Below are 16,772 nucleotides of genomic sequence, written 5' to 3' on the forward strand. Positions count from 1 at the left end.
CCTAGATGACCACGCTAGTAGCTGCGCGAGATACCACCGGCATGCTTGCCGTCGCGAAACGCGGCCGATGGGCTGCTCCGTACGCGTTGTCAGGCCCGGCCTTCGTCTTCGTCTCGCTACTGCTGATGCTCCCGCTTCTTATGATGCTGCGGCTGAGCTTCTACCAGTACGACGCGGCGCAGATGTACATCCAGGCGTTCACGCTGGATAACTACGTGCGGTTCTTCAAGGATGAATTCTACCGTCAGGTGTTGTGGACGACCCTCTGGGTCTCGGCGGTCACCACCTTGCTGTGCCTGATCGGCGGACTGGCCGTCGCGTATTTCATGGCGAGGACGACTTCGGCCATACTGAAGCGGTATCTGATCATCGCAATCGTCTTGCCGCTGTTCATGGGTAACGTGGCGAGGACCGCCGGATGGATCATCATCCTCGATAACAAGGGCCTGATGAACTTCCTGCTGCAAAAAGTCGATCCAGGCGGCGGAACGCTGCAACTGCTCTACACGTCCGGCGCGGTGATCACGGGTCTGACGTCGGTGCTGTTGCCATTCATGATCGTGACGCTCAACAGCGTCATGCACAACATCGACGTATCGCTGGAGGAGGCTTCGCTCAATCTGGGGGCTTCGGCGCTGACAACGTTTCGCCGGATCGTCCTTCCTCTTCTGATGCCGGGTATCTTCGCTGGCTGCGTGCTCTGCTTCATCCTGTCGATGAATGCCTATGCGACGCCGATCCTCATTGGCGGGCCCAAATTCTACATGATGGCGCCGACCATCTACAAGCAGATATCGGCGGCCATGAACTGGCCGTTCGCTTCGGCGCTCGCGTTCATGCTGATCTCGCTGACCATGGTGCTCACCGTGGTCTCCGCCGTCATGTTCAATCGGACGGCACGGGTAGGTGCCGTTCGATGACGAGCATCCGCAAGGCAAGCCCGCTCAGGTGGGCCTATCTGACCTTCGTATGGGCCATCATACTGTTCGTGCTCGTTCCGCTGGCGACAACGATATGGGTCGCGTTCTTCAGCAACAAGATCCTTTCGTTTCCTCCCGAGGGATACACGGGAACCTGGTTCGTTCAGGCCTGGAGCCTCGACGCCTTCAGGAGCGGATTCTTCCTGAGCTTTCAGGTCGCGGTCAGCGCGTCGGTGCTCGCGCTATGCCTGGGCGTTCCCGCGGCGCTCGCGATCGGCAGATACAAGTTCCGGGGACGGGAGTTCATCAACACCGTCCTGATGTCGCCGCTAATGATCCCGGCCATCGTTGCCGGCAGCGCGATCTACCTCTTTTATGTTGAACTCCAGATCTGGAGCGACGTCCAATTCGCCTCCACCGTCTACGGCCTGACGTTAGCCCACGCTCTGATCGCGATACCGTGGGTGTTGCGGCTGCTCGTGGCGTCCCTCGCCGGGCTCGATCCGGCGATCGAGGAAGCATCGCTTAGTCTAGGCGCCACGCGGCTTACGACTTTCTTCCGCGTAACTCTTCCGCTGATACGTCCGGGTATCACGGCCGGCGTCCTGTTCGGATTCATCGCTTCGTTCGGCGATCTCGAGAAGTCGCTCCTGCTGGTTGGGCCTGGTCGCATCACGCTGCCGATCGCCATGCTCAACTATCTGGAATACAGAACGGATCCGACAATCATGGCGGTTGCGACGATCCAGGTCCTCATCATCGCGATCGCGCTCATCATTTCCGACCGATACGTTCGTCTCGGCCGAACATTCTGAAGAACAGAAGGGCTAACGGTGTCCAAGGTCACCCTCAAGAACGTGGTGAAACAATACGACTCCTTCGTCGCCGTGAGGGAAATGTCGCTCGATATCGCGAACGGAGAATTCCTCGCGCTCCTCGGGCCAAGCGGGTGTGGAAAGACCACGACCCTTCGGATGATTGCGGGTTTTGTCGAGGCCAGTGCCGGCCGGATCTTTTTCGGCAATCAGGATGTGACCGATCTTCCACCCAACAAGCGCAACACGGGAATGGTCTTTCAGGGCTTTGCCTTGTTTCCCCATATGAACGTCCATCAGAATATTGCCTACGGACTGGAGATGCGCCGTGTTGCCAAAGGCGAGATCCGGGAGCGCGTCGCCAAGGTGCTGGATCTGGTGCAACTCGGCCGTTTCGCAGAACGCATGCCGCGACAATTGTCGGGAGGGCAGCAACAGCGGGTCGCATTGGCTCGTGCACTGGTCATCAATCCGCACGTGCTGTTGCTGGACGAACCGCTGTCGGCTCTCGATGCGAAGCTGCGACACGACGTTCGGTTGCAGATAAGACAATTGCAGCAATCGCTTGGGCTGACGACCGTGTTCGTCACACACGATCAGGAGGAAGCGCTCAGCCTGGCCGATCGGCTTGTGGTGATGAACGGTGGTGCCATCGAGCAGATCGGAAGCCCCGCCGATCTCTACGAACGCCCGGCCACGCCCTTCGTCGCCGATTTCATCGGCAAGACAAATTTCTTCAAGGGAACGCTGGCTGGGGATAGGTTCGCGACCGATGCGGGAATTTCCCTCAAGGTTGCGCCCAAAATCGGGCGGGCGACGCTGCTCGGGGTGAGACCCGAGAAGATCAAGATTGCCGTCGGCCCGGTATCAGCGGCAACGGTGCACGGCGGTGCGAACGAGATCGACGGCGTAGTCGAGCTCATCAGCTATCTCGGACCTTTCACCGAGTATCAAGTCAGGATCTCCGGCGAGCAGCGCCTTCTGGTCCAGCAGGCCAATCGAGACGTGCTGGAGGCGATACACCCGGGACAGGCCGTCAGGCTCACAGTTCCTCCGGAGTGGTGCTTTCTCTTCGACGCCGACCCGGGCACGGAAGCAGACCTGAAGGGTGAGCCCTAACGACCATCGCTTGGCAGCGGCGGCGTCCGCATTCTCGCCGCCGAACGTTCGAACATCGATTTGCGTCAGGAGAACAGAAACATGTCGTCGCAACTGCACGAGCAGTCGATCGTCATTGACGGTCTGATCATCTCCAATTTCGGCCGAGACATATTCGAAGATATGCGAAAGGGCGGTCTTACGGCCGCCAATTGCACGTGCTGCGTTTGGGAGGGGTTCACCGAGACCATGCGGAACGTGGTGCGCTGGAAGCGCTGGTTCCACGAACATGGTGATCTGATCAAGCAGGTCTATACAACCCAAGACATCCTGGCTGCGAAGAGGGAAGGCAAGACGGGGATCATCCTCGGATGGCAGAATATCACCGGGATCGAGGATCAGATCGGCTATCTCGGCCTCTTCAAGGAGCTCGGTGTCGGCATTATCCAGATGGCCTACAATACTCAGAACCTCGTGGGTACCGGTTGCTACGAAAGCAACGATGGCGGGCTGTCGGATTTCGGACGCGAGGTGGTTGCAGAAATGAATCGACTTGGCATCCTCTGCGACCTCTCGCATGTCGGTCCTCAAACGAGCACGGACGTGATCCTTGCTTCCACGAAGCCGGTGACCTATTCGCACTGCCTGCCCGCCGGGCTCAAGCCCCATCCGCGTAACAAGAGCGACGAGCAACTGAAGTTCATCGCCGATCGCGGCGGGTTCGTCGGCGTTACGATGTTTCCTCCCTTCCTCAAACGCGGCGCGGAAGCATCGGTGGACGATTATGTCGAGGCCATCGAATACGTGATCGATATCTGCGGCGAGCGAAACGTCGGCATCGGAACCGACTTTACCCAGGGCTACGGCCAGCCCTTCTTCGATTGGATTACGCACGACAAGGGATACGGACGCAAACTCACGGACTTCGGGAACGTGATCAATCCCGAAGGCATGCGCACCATTGGCGATTGGCCAAATCTCGCTGCCGCCATGGAGAAACGGGGCTGGAACTCGAACAGGATCGAGGGCGTGATCGGAAAGAACTGGCTATCGGTCTTGCGCGAAGTGTGGGGTGCTTAGGTCGTCGGGCGTATGTAGATCGTCCTGGACAGGCTTTGTGGCGCAGTATTCGGACATCTGTGTGGAACAGATTCATTGGCCGCATCCCGGAGGCTGTGTAGTTATCTGGCTGCGGTACCAGTCCAGGATTTCCGCACCGGTCCACATCACGACGCCCGGGTGTCCCAGGATGTAGTCGTACAGCATCTCCAGATATTTGATCCGGTGTGGCACGCCGGTCAGGTAGGGATGAATGGAGATCGCCATCACCCGCGGCGTCTTTGCACCATCGACATAGAGCCGGTCGAACTGATCGCGTCCCCGGCGGAAGATCTCGTCCGACGGCTGCTGCTGCACGGCGCTGATCACGACGTCGTTGATCTCCACTGTATAGGGAACGGAGACGATCTCGCCGGCGCGGGTCTTCAGCGTCACGGGCTGCTCGTCCAGCACCCAGTCGGCGACATATTCGATGCCCGCTTCGGCGAGCAGGTCCAGCGTCTCGTCGGTCTCGGTGAGGCCGGGGCTCTCCCAGCCGCGCGGCGGCTTGCCGGTGAAGCGGGTGATCGCCTCGATCGTCAGCGCGATCGCCGCCTTCTGGTCGTCAACCCTGTGCATCGGCCGTTGTACGAAGCCGTGGCCCATGAAGTCCCAGCCTGCGTCGCGCGCAGCCTCGCAGGCGTCGGGATAGAGTTCGCAGACGCTGCCGTTCACGGCGAAGGTGGCTTTCAAATTGCGACTCTCGAGCGCTTCGACGAAACGCCAGAACCCGACCCGCATGCCGTATTCATGCCAGGCCCAGTTCGGAATGTCGGGCAGCAGCGGTTGTCCCATCGGCGGCGGAAGCACGGCCCGCGGCATCGCGCCGTCCGGGCTCCAGTTCTCGACATTGACGATGGTCCACACCGCGACGCGCGCATCGCCGGGCAGCCGCAAGGCCGGACGCTTGTGGATGGGTGTGTAGGGAATGCGGCTCCGGACGCTGCTGCCGATAGTGTCGGTCATGTCGTGCTCCTGTGGAGGCTCAGGCTTCGCAAAGCAGTTGCAACGCGGTGCCGCAGCAAAGGCATTGACGCTCGCGCAGCGTGAGACGGGGCACGGCATCGATGGTCGCTGCCGGATTCTCGTCGGCCATGTCGAAGGGCGAATCGGAACCAATGCAGATGTGATCGGCGCCGACGAGGTCGATCAAATAGCGCAGCGCCTGCGGTTCGAACACGAGGCTGTCGAAATAGATCCGCTTCAACAGCTCCTTCGGCGACGATCTCGACTTGGCCTGAGTTTCGCTCCGCACCTTGTGGCCGTGCACGAGCCGTCCGATCTGGTATGGCGTAAAGCCGCCGCCATGCGCCAGCACGATCTTCAACTCCGGCAGTTCGTCGAGCGTGCCGGAGAACATCAGGTTTGCCAGCATCACCGTGGTGTCGAGCGGATTGCCGATCAGGTTGGTGAGGTAGTAGCTCTCCAGTCCGCTCTTCGCGCCGACATAATAGGGATGGGCGAACACGAAGACGTTCAGCTCTGAGGCGCGGCGCAACAGCGGCCGGAACCGCTCCGCCGCAAGCTGCTCGCCCTCGATCGAGGTGCCGATCTCGACCGCCTTGAAGCCGTATTGCTTGACCACGCGCTCGAGTTCGGCGACCGCGGCATCCGGATGTTGCATCGGAACGCTCGCCATGCCGCGCAGGCGGGAGGGCTTCGCGGCTACCATGTCGGCGATTCCGTCATTGACCAGCGTCGCGACATCCAGCGCCAGGTTGGCGTCGGCCCAGTAATAGAACATCGGCGGCGCCGGCGAGATCACGGAGATGTCGATGTTCTTGCGATCCATCGATTCGAGCTTGGCCTCGGCCTGGTGGAATTCCGCGAACAGCGGATAGACGTAACCCTGGTCGTGGACGACCTTGCGCGCGGCACCGTCGCCGTCGATGCGGGCCTGGAACCGCTTCGGATCCCTCGCGATCGCGGAGACGATGCGAACTGGAATGACGTGACTGTGAATATCGATCTTTGGTTCAGCCATGGAGTGGGTTCGATCCGCATTAGCTGTTGGCGCGCGAGCGTTCTCAGTGAACGCCGAGGAAGCGTGTCATGGAGGTGGGGTCATCGGCGAGCGCGGCGGCTGGTGCCTCGAACACCACCTTGCCGGTCTCCAGCACATAGACGCGGTCGGCGACCGCGAGCGCGCTGTACAGGTTCTGCTCGACAAGCAGGATTGCAAGCCCCTGTTCCCTGAGCTTGACGATGATATCTTCGAGATGCTGCACCATGACCGGTGCAAGGCCTTCCGACGGCTCGTCCATCAGGATCAATTCGGGATCGATCATCAGCGCGCGGCCGACGGCCAGCATCTGCCGCTCGCCGCCGGAAAGCTGGTTGCCGCGATGCTGGCGGCGTTCGGCCAGCCGCGGAAACAGTTCGAACACACGCTCGACCGTCCAGCCTTCCGTTGCGCGCGCCGACTTCAACAGCGTCAGGTGTTCGGTGACGGTGAGCGACGGAAACAGCCGCCGCCCCTGCGGCACCAGTGCGATCTTGCGCCTGGCGATCTCGTGCGACTTCAGGCCGACCAGCGCCTCGCCCTTCCAGGACACACGGCCGCCGCGCACCTGCGGCAGTGCAAGGCCCATGATCGAGCGGATCAGGCTGGTCTTGCCCATGCCGTTGCGGCCGAGCAGGGCCACGACCTCGCGGTCGCGGACGGTCAGCGATGCACCCTGAACCACATGAGCGTCGCCGTAGAAGCTGTGGAGGTCGTTGATCTCAAGCATGATGGCGTGCCCTGCCGAGATAGACGTTCTGGATATCCGCATTGTTCCTGATATCGGCCGGCGTACCCTCGGCAAGGAATTGTCCGTTGTTGAGGCAGGTGACCCAGTCGACCAGCGAGAGCACGAGGTCCATATCGTGCTCGATCAAGACGATGGTGATGTCCTTGGGTAGTGCGCGGATGATGTTGGCGACGATGACGCGCTCGGCGGGCGAGAGTCCAGCGGCCGGCTCGTCGAGCAGCAGCAGCCGAGGATTGGGCGCGAGCGCCATCGCGATCTCGAGCTGACGCTGCTCGCCGTAGGACAATTCGTTGACCGAGGAATCCGCGCGCGATGCCAGTCGTGAGATGGTGAGCGCGCCATCTGCCTGCGCGCGTTCATCGTCGGTGGCGGCGGGCGGGCCGAAGAAGGAGAACTTGCGCGGCGTGAGCCCGCGAATCGCAAGCTCCATGTTCTGCCGCACGGTCAGGCTCGGAAACAGATTGGTGATCTGGAAGGTGCGGCTGATGCCCCAAGCCGCGCGCCGATGCGGCGGGGCATGCGTGATGTCGCGCCCTTCGAACGTCACGCGGCCGGAACTCGGCGGCACGACGCCGGTGATGGCATTGAACAAAGTGGTTTTGCCGGCGCCGTTCGGACCGATGATCGCGCGCCGTTCGCCGTGCTTGACGTCGAGGGACACGTCGTCGACCGCCCGCAACGCATCGAATCGGACGCCGACATGATCGAGTTGGAGGATAGAGTCGGACAACGCGCCCTCGCCGAAGAGATCAATCAAGCCTTCTTGATGCCCTGGAAGTCGCGCGAGTAGGGCGGCTGCTTCAGGTACGTCTGCGGATCGTATTTCCAGAACTGCGAGACCTGAGGATAGGTCTCGATCGGGACGTTCCAAAACTTGCCGTCCTTGTTCTTGACGACTTTGCGGATGAACACGTCATAGATCGGATTGCCGTAATCGTCGAAGCGGACTGGCTTGCCGAGCGGGCTGTCCGGCAGGTCGGTCTTCAGCACGGTCTCCAGGAACAGCTTGCGGTCCTCGACCTTGCCGCCGATGCTGTTGATCGCCTTTGCGACCCACATCGCGCCGACGTAATGCGAGAAGGCGTAGAGTGAGGGGATCTTGCCGAACTTGCCGGAGTAGGTCTTCACGAAGGCCTGTGTGGCCGGCAGGTCGGCGCCTTCGGCGAAATGCGCCGAGGTCACGATGCCCTCGCATTCCGGACCGAGCGTGCGGATCACCGATTGGTCGGTGGCGTTCTGCGCGCCGAGCATCGGGATCTGGCCCTTGAGGCCGAAACTCGCGTATTGCTGGATCAAGCGGCTCGAATCCGCGCCGGTTTCCATTGCAAACACCGCGTCCGGCTTGAGGCCCGAGATCTGGCCAAGATACGGGCTGAAGTCCGAGGTGTTGAGCGGATGCCAGAACTGGCCGACGATGCCGCCGCCACCTTCCGTGAAGGTTTGCGCGAAGCCGCCGCATTGCTCGTGGCCGAACGTATAGTCCTGCGAGATCGTGGCGATCTTCTTGTAGCCCTGCTTCAGCGCCCAGTCGGCGAGGGGACGAGAGAACTGGCTCGCCGAGTAGCCGCCGGCGCGGATGACGTTATTGATGCGGGAACGCTGCGTCAGATCATCAGCGGCGATCACCGGAATGAAATAGGGGGTGCCGTTGCCCTTGACGTAGTTCGCCACCGCAAGCCCGGTGTTGGCGAGCAGGTTGCCAAACAGGAAGTCGACCTTCGCCTGTTCGACCAGGCGACGTGCTTTCTGCAGGGCGGTGTCGGGGTTCGACGCGTCGTCCTCGACGATCAGCTCGACGCCGCGGTCACCAACCCGATTGCCGGCGTTTTCCCAGAACAAGGTGAAGCCGTCGACGATCTCACGGCCACCGGCGGCGACGACGCCGGTCTGCGGCGCCATCAGCCCGATGCGGATCGGCGCGGCCTGCGCCCGCACGATATGCGGCGCGGCGAGCGTGCCGGCGCCGGCTGCCAGCGTCAGGGCGGTGGTCTTCAGAAATTGTCTGCGGTCCATCGATTTCTCCTCAATTCAATGATCTGGATGACTGACGCTTGCGTCGACGTGAGAGCAGGATACGAACACGGCCGACGACACCCTCCGGCGCGAAGATCATGATCAGCACGAAAGTCACCCCGAGCACGGTCGGCCAGCGCGCTGTGAAGGCGCTGACGACGTTCTCGAGCGAGATGATGAGCGTTGCGCCGACAAAGGAGCCGAGCAGCGTGCCGACACCGCCGGTGATTGCCATCAGAAGCGCGGCGACGGATTGCGAGAGTTGAACCGTCGACGGGCTGACGAAATTGTTGAAGAGCGCATAGAGCGCGCCCGCTACGCCAGCGAAGAAGCCCGAGGCAACAAAGGCAATGAAGAGGTGCAGCGGCACATTGTAGCCGAGGCTGCGCATCCGGCTCTCGGAATCGCGGATGCCACGCAAAGTGAGGCCGAACGGCGAATGCACGAAGCGCCACATCGCCAAGGTCACGGGAGCGACGACCACCAGCACCGCATAATAGAAGCTGACATGATCGGCAATGAACTCCGGTCGGCCGATGCCGCGCAACCCATTCTCGCCGCCGGTGACGCTGGTCCAGCGCAGACAAAGCCCCCACACGATCATGCCGAGCGCGAGCGTCAGCAGGAGGAAATAGACGCCGGAGGTGCGGATCGCGAGCAGCGCGAAGATGGCGGCAAGCAGGGTGGCGCAAAGGATGCCGAGGGCAATGCCGATCCAGATTCCGCCTCCCATCACCGCCGTCCAATAGACCACGACATAGGTCGAGGCGCCGAATATGGCGCCATGGCCGAGCGTGGTGCGTCCGGCATAGCCCGCAAGCACGTCGATCGACATCGCGAGCACGCTGAAGATCAGGATCTGTGTCGCGAGTGAAACCTGATAGCCCGGCAGCACCAAAGGCAGCGCGATCAGCGCAATCGCAATGATGGTGATCCAGGCTGCCATGCGCGAAGGACGCATGCGCTCCTCGTAGCTTGGGGCGACTTGGCTGATCGGTGTCGCCATCACGCAGCCTTTCCAAACAGGCCGAGTGGCCGGAACGCGAGCAGCAGCGCCATCGGGCCAAAGATCACGAAATAGGCGAGTTCGGGAAACATCACCCGCCCAATCGAGTTGAGCAGCCCGACCAGAAGGGCGCCGATGGCGGCGCCGACCAGGCTTCCGCGTCCGCCGATGATGACGACCGCGAGCGAGAACACCAGGATCTCGGCGTCGGCCGTCGGATAGAGGGTGAGGAATGCGCCGCCGATCACGCCGCCAAGACCGGCGAGCGCCGTGCCCAGCATGAATGTGCCGAGAAACACGCGGCGAATGTTGATGCCGCTGGCCTCGACCATTTCAGGGTCGTCGACACCGGCACGGATCAGCGCGCCCAGCCTGGTGTGGTTGAGCAGCAGCCACAGTGCTGCGAACACGATGACGCCAAGCACCAGCACGAAGATCCGGAATTTTGGATAGAACACGCCGCCGATCTGCATGGCGCCCTGCAGCATCGGCGGCACCGGAACCGTGAAGGTGTCTCCGCCCCAGATCACCAGCGCGATATCGTTGAGAATGAAAGCGACCCCGAGCGTCAGCAGCACCTGGCGCAGTTCGGCGCCGCGCACGAACCGCATCAAGCCTCGTTCGAGCACCGCGCCAAGCAGCGCGACGAGCGCCATGGCCGCGACCGCGCCGAGCGCGGAACTGCCGCTTGCCTCCGCTACCGAATAGCCGGCGAGTCCCCCGATCAGATACAGCGCGCCGTGCGCGAGATTGACGATCCGCAACAGGCCGAAGATCAGCGTGAAGCCGGATGCGACGATGAACAGCAGCGCCGCGAAGGTGAGACCGTTCAGGATCTGAAAGAGGTTGATCCCCGTCATGAGGCGCCGCCGCCGAGCGCGCCCGGCCGCTGCTCCAGGTACCAGTCGTAGATCTGTTCGCCGGTCCAGAACACGACGTCCTCGTGCTTGCGAATGTGCTCCAATGCGCCGGCGAAATATTTCAGCCGGTGCGGCGCGCCCATGATGTAGGGATGGACGACCAGCGCCATGACGCGGGCGGCGGCTTGCGAATCCGCATGGATCTGATCGAACTGATCGATCGCGCGATCCTGATATTCCGATGCCTTGTGATGCTGGATCAACATCATCGCGACGTCGTTGCATTCCTGGGTATAGGGCACGTTGACGATTGGCTTGGTGCGCGTCTTCAGGACGACCGGCTGGTCGTCGAGCACCCAGTCGCAGACATATTCGAAACCTTCTTCGACGAGAATATCAGGCGTTTCCCAGGTCTCAGTGAGGCCAGGGCCGAGCCAGCCGCGCGGGTTGCGCTTGGTGAAGTCGCGGATGGCATCCTTGGTCTTGCGAATATCCTCGCGCTCGTCGGGCACCTTCTGCATGTTCTTCTGGCCGAAGCCATGACCGATGAATTCCCAGCCGCGTTCGAGCGCTGCGCGCGCGATCGGCTCATAGCTCGCGATTGCCTTGCCGTTGATGGCGAGCACCGCCTTGATCCGGTAACGGTCCAGCACGTCAAGCATGCGCCAGAAACCGACGCGGTTGCCATATTCGTGCCAGGCCCAGTTCGGGATGTCCGGCATCGGAGCGCCGCCTGCAGGCGGCGTCAGCACCGTGCGCGGCATGGTTTCCTTCGGATCCCATTCCTCGACATTGACGATGACCCATACGGCCATGCGCGCCTTGCCAGGCAAGGTGAGCTTGGGCCGTTCGGAGATGGCGGAATAGGTGAGCCGCTCGGTGGGCAACATGGTCAGTTCTCCCGCTGGCCGATGGTGATGAGGATCTCGCCGACACCCTCGATCGCGCCGCGGATGCGGTCGCCGGGGAATACCGGGCCGACGCCGGCCGGCGTTCCCGTCATGATGAGATCGCCGGGGGCAAGCCGATAGGATGTCGAGAGATTGGCGATGATTTCGGGCACATTCCAGATCATCTGGGCCAGGTCGCCGCGCTGGCGCTGGGTCGAGCCGACATGCAGCGTGATCGCTCCGCGCGCGGGATGGCCGATCTCGGCGGCGCGACGGATCAGGCCGCAGGGCGCCGAGGCATCGAAGGCTTTGCCGCGCTCCCAGGGCAGCATTTTTGCCCGCATGTCGCGCTGCCGGTCGCGCCGCGTCAGGTCGATCCCGACGGCATAGCCAAACACGCTGTCGAGCGCGTTGGCGGGAGCCAGGTTGCGCCCTCCGGCGCCGAGTGCGACCACCAGTTCGACCTCGAACTGGAAATCCTCGGTGTCGGGCGGGTAGGGGATCGCCGCGCCGTTCTCGACCACGGCGTCCGATGGCTTCTGGAAAAAGAACGGCGGATCGCGCTCGTCGCCTTCTTTCATCTCGCGGATATGATCGAGGTAGTTGCGTCCGACGCAATAGATCCGTCGCACCGCAAAGCGATCGTCGGTACCGGCGATCGGCAGGGTGGTGGGACAGAGTGTCGGGATCGGGAGAGCGAAGGAGGCCAAGGCAGAATTTCCGTACCGAGTTCAGGCTGCGGTTTTGTTCGGCTGAACGAAGGCACCGAGCTTCCGGATCTCATCGGTCGTGAGGACGAAGCCGAAGGCGGTGCGGATGCAGAGCAGTCCGGCCTCGTGCAGGGCTGGGCCGTCCATTGTCTCCACGCAGTCGCTGACCACGATCACGGCGTAGTCGCGCACATTGGCTGCGGTCGTTGTCGCCAGCACGCAGGAATTGGTGTTCACGCCGGTGATCAGAAGGGTGTTGATGCCGTGGGCGCGCAGCGTGAAGTCGAGGTCGGTGCCGAGGAAACAGTCATATCGCTTCTTGGTGTCGACGACGAGGTCGCGCTCGGAATCGTAAAGCTCCGGGATGATCGCGACACCCGGCATGCCCGACAGATTGTGGCGCAGCACGTTCTTGCGTGTCGCGCTGGGATCCTCCGCGCGTGTGCGCCAGAACGGATTTGAGGCGATCTCCGGCACGTCGCGATATTGCGTCAGCAGGTGGATGACGGGGATGCCGACGCTTCGGCACCAATCGAACAGCTTTCTGTTGGCGGCGATCACCTGCCTGGCGACTTCGGGCGATGTCGGCATGGTCGCGACGTCCATGTCGAGATGACCGCGGTGCAGGTCGATGGCGATCACGGCAGCTTTCGGTCCGTCAACACCGAGGTTCATAGGGCACTCCCTGGAGCAATTGACACCATCGGGTGCCGCCGCATCGGCCACGGCTGAGCGCCCATCATGTCCTGGCGCAAGGGTGCAATACAAAAGCTGGCGCCGTCAAAGAAAATGTATACATTTTTGATGATGGATTGGGCAGGCAGTGGATAATTCATGGCCTTAGTGCCTATAGTGTTGGCTAAATTTGGCTATTCTTGCTCAGCCCGATTTTTTCGCTTGGCTAAGCGAGCCGAATAGATGAGAGATATTGTATACAAATTGACTGGAACCCCGATCGCCATGAGCCGCCAACAAGCCGAGGAGTCATCATCAACGCGCTACGAAGCCGTCGTTGAGAAATTGCGCGCTGCCGTGCTCGCCGGCGAATTCTCAGCCGGCGAGCGTCTGCATGAGATGCGTCTCACCGACCGCCTCGGGGTCTCGCGTACCCCGGTGCGGGCGGCGCTGCAGAAGCTCGCTTCGGAGGGATTGCTCGATTACACGCCGAACCGCGGCTACACGATGCGCGAGTTCAGCGTCGGTGAGGTCGTCAGCGCCTATGAGGTGCGCGCGGTGCTCGAGGGGCTGGCGGCGAGGCTGACGGCAGAACGTGGCCTCAGCGAAGACGATCGGGCGGTGATGGTGCAAGCGCTGCACGACGGCGACGAGCTGCTGCGGCGCTGGCAGTTCTCGGACGAGCACCGTTCGGCCTATGGCGGCATGAATGCCCGCTTTCACGAGACCATTCATGCAGCGGCCGGATCCCGTATGCTCACCGATATGGTTTTCCTGTGTCAACAGGTGCCGGTGTCGTCGCCCCGCAATGTCGTCGCGTTCGAGGAGAAGGATGTCCGGCGCCGGCATGACGACCACCATCGCATCTTCGAAGCGATCATCGGGCGAGAGCCATGGCGCGCGGAGGTTCTGATGCGCGACCATGTGACGAGCGTGAAGTCGTCGCTGGTGCGTTCGCTTTCTTCGCCCGATGCCATGCGGCGATCATTGGATCGCGCGCAGGCGCGATCATGATCAGACACTGCCGCCGCTGCTCTTGGCGTGAGGTTGATTCGATCGATTATCGGGCGCTAACCGAACAGAAGATCTTGTCGACCACGGGCTTGCTGCGATTAGCTGTGACCGCGTCGACCGGCGCAGGTGAGAGTATTTTCTGTCGTCAATCCAACATGCGGATGAGTGATTATTTGTCAGCGCGCTCTGTTTCGTCGGCGAGCTCTCGGGAATTATGACGACAAACGCTATCCACCTCCGAACATGCACCGAGCACGGGCAGGCAACAGATTCTCATGCACGCAAGTGGAAGAGGTTAGCTCGATCCTTGTTGGCCCTTGGTCTCGCCAGGATTCTTCTGCCGCTAGTGCTGGCGTGCGGCACGTTCCCCGCGCTCGCCCAGAGCCAGGGTGGGCCTGCGCCGGCGAGCCGCGAAATAGTTTTTGACATTCCCTCGCAAGATCTTCCGGCGGCGTTGAGCGCTTACGCTGTGAAAAGCGGAACTCAGGTGCTTTACGAGGCGTCTCTTGCGGCGGGCCGAACCTCAATGGCAATCGAAGGCAAATTCACGCCAGAAGCAGCATTGCAGGCTCTCCTGGCGGGAACGGGTCTTGTTGGTCGTCGAACGGATGTGGATGCGATTACGATCACTCCCGAGCCTCGTCTTGCCAAGCTCCCCACCGTCGCGCCGGATGCACGATTTCTTGGCGTGTTGCAGGGTGGCATTCTCGATGCTCTTTGCCAAAATGCTGAGACCCGACCGGGCGACTATCGAATGGCGCTGCAGCTCTGGATCACAACCGTCGGCGCGCTTCAACGCGTCTCCTTGCTGAGCTCCACAGGGGATAGGCGGCGTGATTCGGCTCTGATTGAGAAACTGCGCGGCTTGTCGATACGCGCGCTCCCCCCGCCGGGGTTGACCCAGCCGATCACGCTGGTGATCGAGCCCCGCTCGCCTCTGCAGGGTCCTGAATGCGGCGGCCGTTAGGGGCGCGGGATTTCGAGCATGATCCGGAAAAGTGGAGGCCGGTTTTCCCTCGCGACAAACGCGAAGCGTTTGCGCGGAGATCATGCTCCAACAAAGAGATGAGATCATGACGGCTGGGCTGCGGATGCTGCAATGTCGGTTGTAGTTTGTTTGTTACATTGACTTGTTACCGAACTCACTTGTGCTCTACGGAAAGACGTCCGGTTTCAAGCCGGGTGCTTGAGTCCGTGGTGGTTTCGAATATCGGCCGACCTCGGATTGGGTCTTGCCAAGTGCGTTCCTGAGATTCGGTCGGTCAATGGCAACAACAACCTGGGCGGCATTACGGGATCTGCTTGCCGATCGATATGATGAGCTTAGGGCGCGCCTGGCGCGACGGCTTGGCTCCGAGGAGCTCGCCAGTGAAAGCCTGAATGAGGCCTGGCTGCGGCTCCATCGTCAGGATGATGCTGGCGCGATGCAGAGTCCCATTGGTTATGTGCTGCGCATGGCAGTCAATATCGCGACCGATCATCGCCGCGCGGAGAGCAGGCGTGCACGCCGATCAGAAGTGCGGGCTGCGCTTGAAATTCCCGACACGGCGCCGGACCCAGCGCGTGAGGTCGAAGGGCGGCTTCAATTGGAAGCGCTGCAGCAGGCGATCGAAACCCTGCCGGAACGCTCTCGCGAAATCCTGATCGCGGCGCGACTTCATGGCTTGCCGCAGCAGGACATCGCCGATCGCTTCGGTATCACCACACGCATGGTCAGGATGGAGTTGAGACGCGCGCTCGACCATTGTGAAGCCTGTCTTGAAAAGAAGAAGGCGAATTATTTCCTGTCGGGCTCGTCTCAGTCGTCTAAGGATGAAACACAATGCTTGCCGCCCGTGCCGCCACGCTCAAAGCGGGATGACACGGCATGAATGGACAACCTACGATGACGATGGACGATCCATCTGGCCCAGACGATGCGCTACGGCGCCAGGCCAAGGATTGGGTCGTGCATGTCGCTACCGGTGAGGCGACGCAGGCCGATTTGAGAGCGCTCGAACGGTGGCGCGAGCAAAGTCCACGCCATGACGAGGCTTATGTGCAAGCCTGTCAATTGTGGGCCATGCTCGGGACGCCGCTGCACGCCGCGGCCCGTTCCAGAGGGCGAACGACAGCCTCGCCGATTCCTGTCCTGAACCGACCGGTTGGACGCCGGGTGCTTCTGGGCGGAACGCTCGCCGCGTCGGCGGCCGTCGCCGCCGGCATGATGGTTGTTCGCCCGCCGCTCGAATTGTGGCCTTCGTTCAGCGAGTACGCAGCGGACTACCGCACCGGCGTGGGCGAACAGCGCAGTATCGCGCTGACCGATCGCACCTCAATTGATATGAACACGCGCACGAGCCTCAACATTCGTGAGATCACGGGTGCGGACAGTATCGAACTTATCGCAGGCGAGGCCGCGATTTCGACCGGGCCGCGAGCGGTCATCGTGCAGGCGGCCGCAGGCAGGATCACGGCCGCCAATGCGACATTCACCGTGAGATGCGATGATCCTGAGGTGCGGGTGGCATGCCTTACCGGCCTAATTGAGGTTAGCCATCAGGGGCGTGTGGCAACCGTTCGGCCGCGCGAGCAGGTCGCCTATGCCGCTGGTGATCTCGGTCAGGTCACGGCGGTCAACCCTGAAATCGTTGCGGGATGGCGCGATGGGGTTCTGGTCTTCCAGGACGAGCCATTGGTTCGCGTGATTGAGGAGGTCAATCGCTATCGCGCCGGCCGGATCGTCCTGATGAATGCGGGACTCGGACAACGTAGAATCACGGCGCGCTTCAAGATCGCGCGGCTGGACGCGGTGCTGACCCAGTTCCAGGAAGTGTTCGGCGCGAAAGTCACGTCGCTCGGCGGCGGCTTCGTCCTGCTGACCTGACGAGAAGGCGCCGAGCCTGTCGATCAGACGCGAAATATCCGGAGCACTCGCGCG

At 61.8% G+C, this 16,772-nt stretch carries 18 protein-coding genes and 1 pseudogene; 9 read left to right on the forward strand and 10 right to left on the reverse strand.

Annotation, left to right across the window (positions count from 1 at the left end; all coding sequences use genetic code 11):
• Nucleotides 1–5 precede the first annotated feature (5 nt).
• From ACVJGD_RS37280 to ACVJGD_RS37295, 4 genes are all read left to right on the forward strand, one after another.
• Complete coding sequence (locus ACVJGD_RS37280; RefSeq protein WP_456638872.1) at nt 6–920, forward strand: ABC transporter permease; 915 nt, start codon at nt 6–8, stop codon at nt 918–920.
• Complete coding sequence (locus ACVJGD_RS37285) at nt 917–1,735, forward strand: ABC transporter permease (protein ID WP_456638873.1); 819 nt, start codon at nt 917–919, stop codon at nt 1,733–1,735. Before ACVJGD_RS37280 ends, ACVJGD_RS37285 begins: the two co-directional genes overlap by 4 nt.
• An 81-nt stretch (nt 1,736–1,816) precedes the next feature.
• Entirely contained in the window at nt 1,817–2,854 is a 1,038-nt protein-coding gene (locus tag ACVJGD_RS37290) for an ABC transporter ATP-binding protein (RefSeq protein ID WP_456638874.1), read from the forward strand.
• A gap of 81 nt (nt 2,855–2,935) precedes the next feature.
• Entirely contained in the window at nt 2,936–3,913 is a 978-nt protein-coding gene (locus ACVJGD_RS37295; protein WP_456638875.1) for a dipeptidase, read from the forward strand.
• A 72-nt stretch (nt 3,914–3,985) separates the two neighbouring features.
• On the opposite strand, the gene ACVJGD_RS37300 is transcribed toward ACVJGD_RS37295, so the two are convergent.
• The 10 genes from ACVJGD_RS37300 to ACVJGD_RS37345 are packed head-to-tail and all read right to left on the reverse strand — an operon-like array spanning nt 3,986 to nt 12,838.
• On the reverse strand, nt 3,986–4,897 hold the full coding sequence (locus tag ACVJGD_RS37300; protein WP_456638876.1) for a polysaccharide deacetylase family protein: 912 nt from the start codon (nt 4,895–4,897) through the stop codon (nt 3,986–3,988).
• A 19-nt stretch (nt 4,898–4,916) separates the two neighbouring features.
• Nucleotides 4,917–5,915, reverse strand: a complete 999-nt coding sequence (locus ACVJGD_RS37305; protein WP_456638877.1) for an amidohydrolase family protein — start codon at nt 5,913–5,915, stop codon at nt 4,917–4,919.
• A 43-nt stretch (nt 5,916–5,958) separates the two neighbouring features.
• Nucleotides 5,959–6,663 (reverse strand): ABC transporter ATP-binding protein, encoded by a 705-nt coding sequence (locus ACVJGD_RS37310; protein WP_456638878.1) that lies wholly within the window; start codon nt 6,661–6,663, stop codon nt 5,959–5,961.
• Complete coding sequence (locus tag ACVJGD_RS37315) at nt 6,656–7,414, reverse strand: ABC transporter ATP-binding protein (protein WP_456638879.1); 759 nt, start codon at nt 7,412–7,414, stop codon at nt 6,656–6,658. Before ACVJGD_RS37315 ends, ACVJGD_RS37310 begins: the two co-directional genes overlap by 8 nt.
• 23 nt (nt 7,415–7,437) lie before the next feature.
• Nucleotides 7,438–8,697 carry an ABC transporter substrate-binding protein gene (locus ACVJGD_RS37320; RefSeq protein WP_456638880.1) on the reverse strand — a complete coding sequence of 420 codons (1,260 nt, stop codon included), beginning with the start codon at nt 8,695–8,697 and terminating at the stop codon, nt 7,438–7,440.
• Between the two features lie 10 nt (nt 8,698–8,707).
• Nucleotides 8,708–9,703: a branched-chain amino acid ABC transporter permease gene (locus tag ACVJGD_RS37325; RefSeq protein ID WP_456638881.1), complete on the reverse strand. Its 996-nt coding sequence runs from the start codon at nt 9,701–9,703 to the stop codon at nt 8,708–8,710.
• The gene (locus ACVJGD_RS37330; protein WP_456638882.1) at nt 9,703–10,563 is read right to left on the reverse strand and encodes a branched-chain amino acid ABC transporter permease; all 861 of its coding nucleotides are present in this window, start codon (nt 10,561–10,563) and stop codon (nt 9,703–9,705) included. The genes ACVJGD_RS37325 and ACVJGD_RS37330 overlap by 1 nt, the downstream gene beginning before the upstream one ends.
• Nucleotides 10,560–11,453, reverse strand: a complete 894-nt coding sequence (locus ACVJGD_RS37335) for a polysaccharide deacetylase family protein (protein ID WP_456638883.1) — start codon at nt 11,451–11,453, stop codon at nt 10,560–10,562. The genes ACVJGD_RS37330 and ACVJGD_RS37335 overlap by 4 nt, the downstream gene beginning before the upstream one ends.
• Nucleotides 11,454–11,455: 2 nt before the next feature.
• On the reverse strand, nt 11,456–12,163 hold the full coding sequence (locus tag ACVJGD_RS37340) for a fumarylacetoacetate hydrolase family protein (RefSeq protein ID WP_456638884.1): 708 nt from the start codon (nt 12,161–12,163) through the stop codon (nt 11,456–11,458).
• Nucleotides 12,164–12,184: 21 nt separating this feature from the next.
• Entirely contained in the window at nt 12,185–12,838 is a 654-nt protein-coding gene (locus ACVJGD_RS37345; RefSeq protein WP_456638885.1) for a cysteine hydrolase family protein, read from the reverse strand.
• Between the two features lie 285 nt (nt 12,839–13,123).
• Between ACVJGD_RS37345 and ACVJGD_RS37350 the strand changes: the two genes are divergently transcribed.
• The 5 genes and pseudogenes from ACVJGD_RS37350 (at nt 13,124) to ACVJGD_RS37370 (ending at nt 16,718) form a co-directional block, all read left to right on the forward strand.
• Nucleotides 13,124–13,852, forward strand: a complete 729-nt coding sequence (locus ACVJGD_RS37350) for a GntR family transcriptional regulator (protein WP_456638886.1) — start codon at nt 13,124–13,126, stop codon at nt 13,850–13,852.
• A gap of 214 nt (nt 13,853–14,066) precedes the next feature.
• Nucleotides 14,067–14,819: a secretin and TonB N-terminal domain-containing protein gene (locus ACVJGD_RS37355; protein ID WP_456638887.1), complete on the forward strand. Its 753-nt coding sequence runs from the start codon at nt 14,067–14,069 to the stop codon at nt 14,817–14,819.
• A gap of 298 nt (nt 14,820–15,117) precedes the next feature.
• Nucleotides 15,118–15,723 carry an RNA polymerase sigma factor gene (locus ACVJGD_RS37360; protein WP_456638888.1) on the forward strand — a complete coding sequence of 202 codons (606 nt, stop codon included), beginning with the start codon at nt 15,118–15,120 and terminating at the stop codon, nt 15,721–15,723.
• A 20-nt stretch (nt 15,724–15,743) separates the two neighbouring features.
• Nucleotides 15,744–15,896: pseudogene (locus ACVJGD_RS37365) on the forward strand (FecR/PupR family sigma factor regulator); the annotation flags it as partial.
• A gap of 18 nt (nt 15,897–15,914) precedes the next feature.
• The gene (locus ACVJGD_RS37370; protein WP_456640496.1) at nt 15,915–16,718 is read left to right on the forward strand and encodes a FecR family protein; all 804 of its coding nucleotides are present in this window, start codon (nt 15,915–15,917) and stop codon (nt 16,716–16,718) included.
• Nucleotides 16,719–16,772: the final 54 nt, after the last annotated feature.

The organism is Bradyrhizobium sp. USDA 10063, assembly GCF_054063735.1.

Excerpts from the sequence above, each read along its gene's own strand:
- ACVJGD_RS37280 (WP_456638872.1), top strand. The coding sequence starts at position 6 with ATGACCACGCTAGTAGCTGCGCGAGATACCACCGGCATGCTTGCCGTC.
- ACVJGD_RS37285 (WP_456638873.1), top strand. The coding sequence starts at position 917 with ATGACGAGCATCCGCAAGGCAAGCCCGCTCAGGTGGGCCTATCTGACC.
- ACVJGD_RS37290 (WP_456638874.1), top strand. The coding sequence starts at position 1,817 with ATGTCGCTCGATATCGCGAACGGAGAATTCCTCGCGCTCCTCGGGCCA.
- ACVJGD_RS37295 (WP_456638875.1), top strand. The coding sequence starts at position 2,936 with ATGTCGTCGCAACTGCACGAGCAGTCGATCGTCATTGACGGTCTGATC.
- ACVJGD_RS37300 (WP_456638876.1), bottom strand. The coding sequence starts at position 4,897 with ATGACCGACACTATCGGCAGCAGCGTCCGGAGCCGCATTCCCTACACA.
- ACVJGD_RS37305 (WP_456638877.1), bottom strand. The coding sequence starts at position 5,915 with ATGGCTGAACCAAAGATCGATATTCACAGTCACGTCATTCCAGTTCGC.
- ACVJGD_RS37310 (WP_456638878.1), bottom strand. The coding sequence starts at position 6,663 with ATGCTTGAGATCAACGACCTCCACAGCTTCTACGGCGACGCTCATGTG.
- ACVJGD_RS37320 (WP_456638880.1), bottom strand. The coding sequence starts at position 8,697 with ATGGACCGCAGACAATTTCTGAAGACCACCGCCCTGACGCTGGCAGCC.
- ACVJGD_RS37325 (WP_456638881.1), bottom strand. The coding sequence starts at position 9,703 with ATGGCGACACCGATCAGCCAAGTCGCCCCAAGCTACGAGGAGCGCATG.
- ACVJGD_RS37330 (WP_456638882.1), bottom strand. The coding sequence starts at position 10,563 with ATGACGGGGATCAACCTCTTTCAGATCCTGAACGGTCTCACCTTCGCG.
- ACVJGD_RS37335 (WP_456638883.1), bottom strand. The coding sequence starts at position 11,453 with ATGTTGCCCACCGAGCGGCTCACCTATTCCGCCATCTCCGAACGGCCC.
- ACVJGD_RS37345 (WP_456638885.1), bottom strand. The coding sequence starts at position 12,838 with ATGAACCTCGGTGTTGACGGACCGAAAGCTGCCGTGATCGCCATCGAC.
- ACVJGD_RS37350 (WP_456638886.1), top strand. The coding sequence starts at position 13,124 with ATGAGCCGCCAACAAGCCGAGGAGTCATCATCAACGCGCTACGAAGCC.
- ACVJGD_RS37355 (WP_456638887.1), top strand. The coding sequence starts at position 14,067 with ATGACGACAAACGCTATCCACCTCCGAACATGCACCGAGCACGGGCAG.
- ACVJGD_RS37360 (WP_456638888.1), top strand. The coding sequence starts at position 15,118 with ATGGCAACAACAACCTGGGCGGCATTACGGGATCTGCTTGCCGATCGA.
- ACVJGD_RS37370 (WP_456640496.1), top strand. The coding sequence starts at position 15,915 with ATGCTCGGGACGCCGCTGCACGCCGCGGCCCGTTCCAGAGGGCGAACG.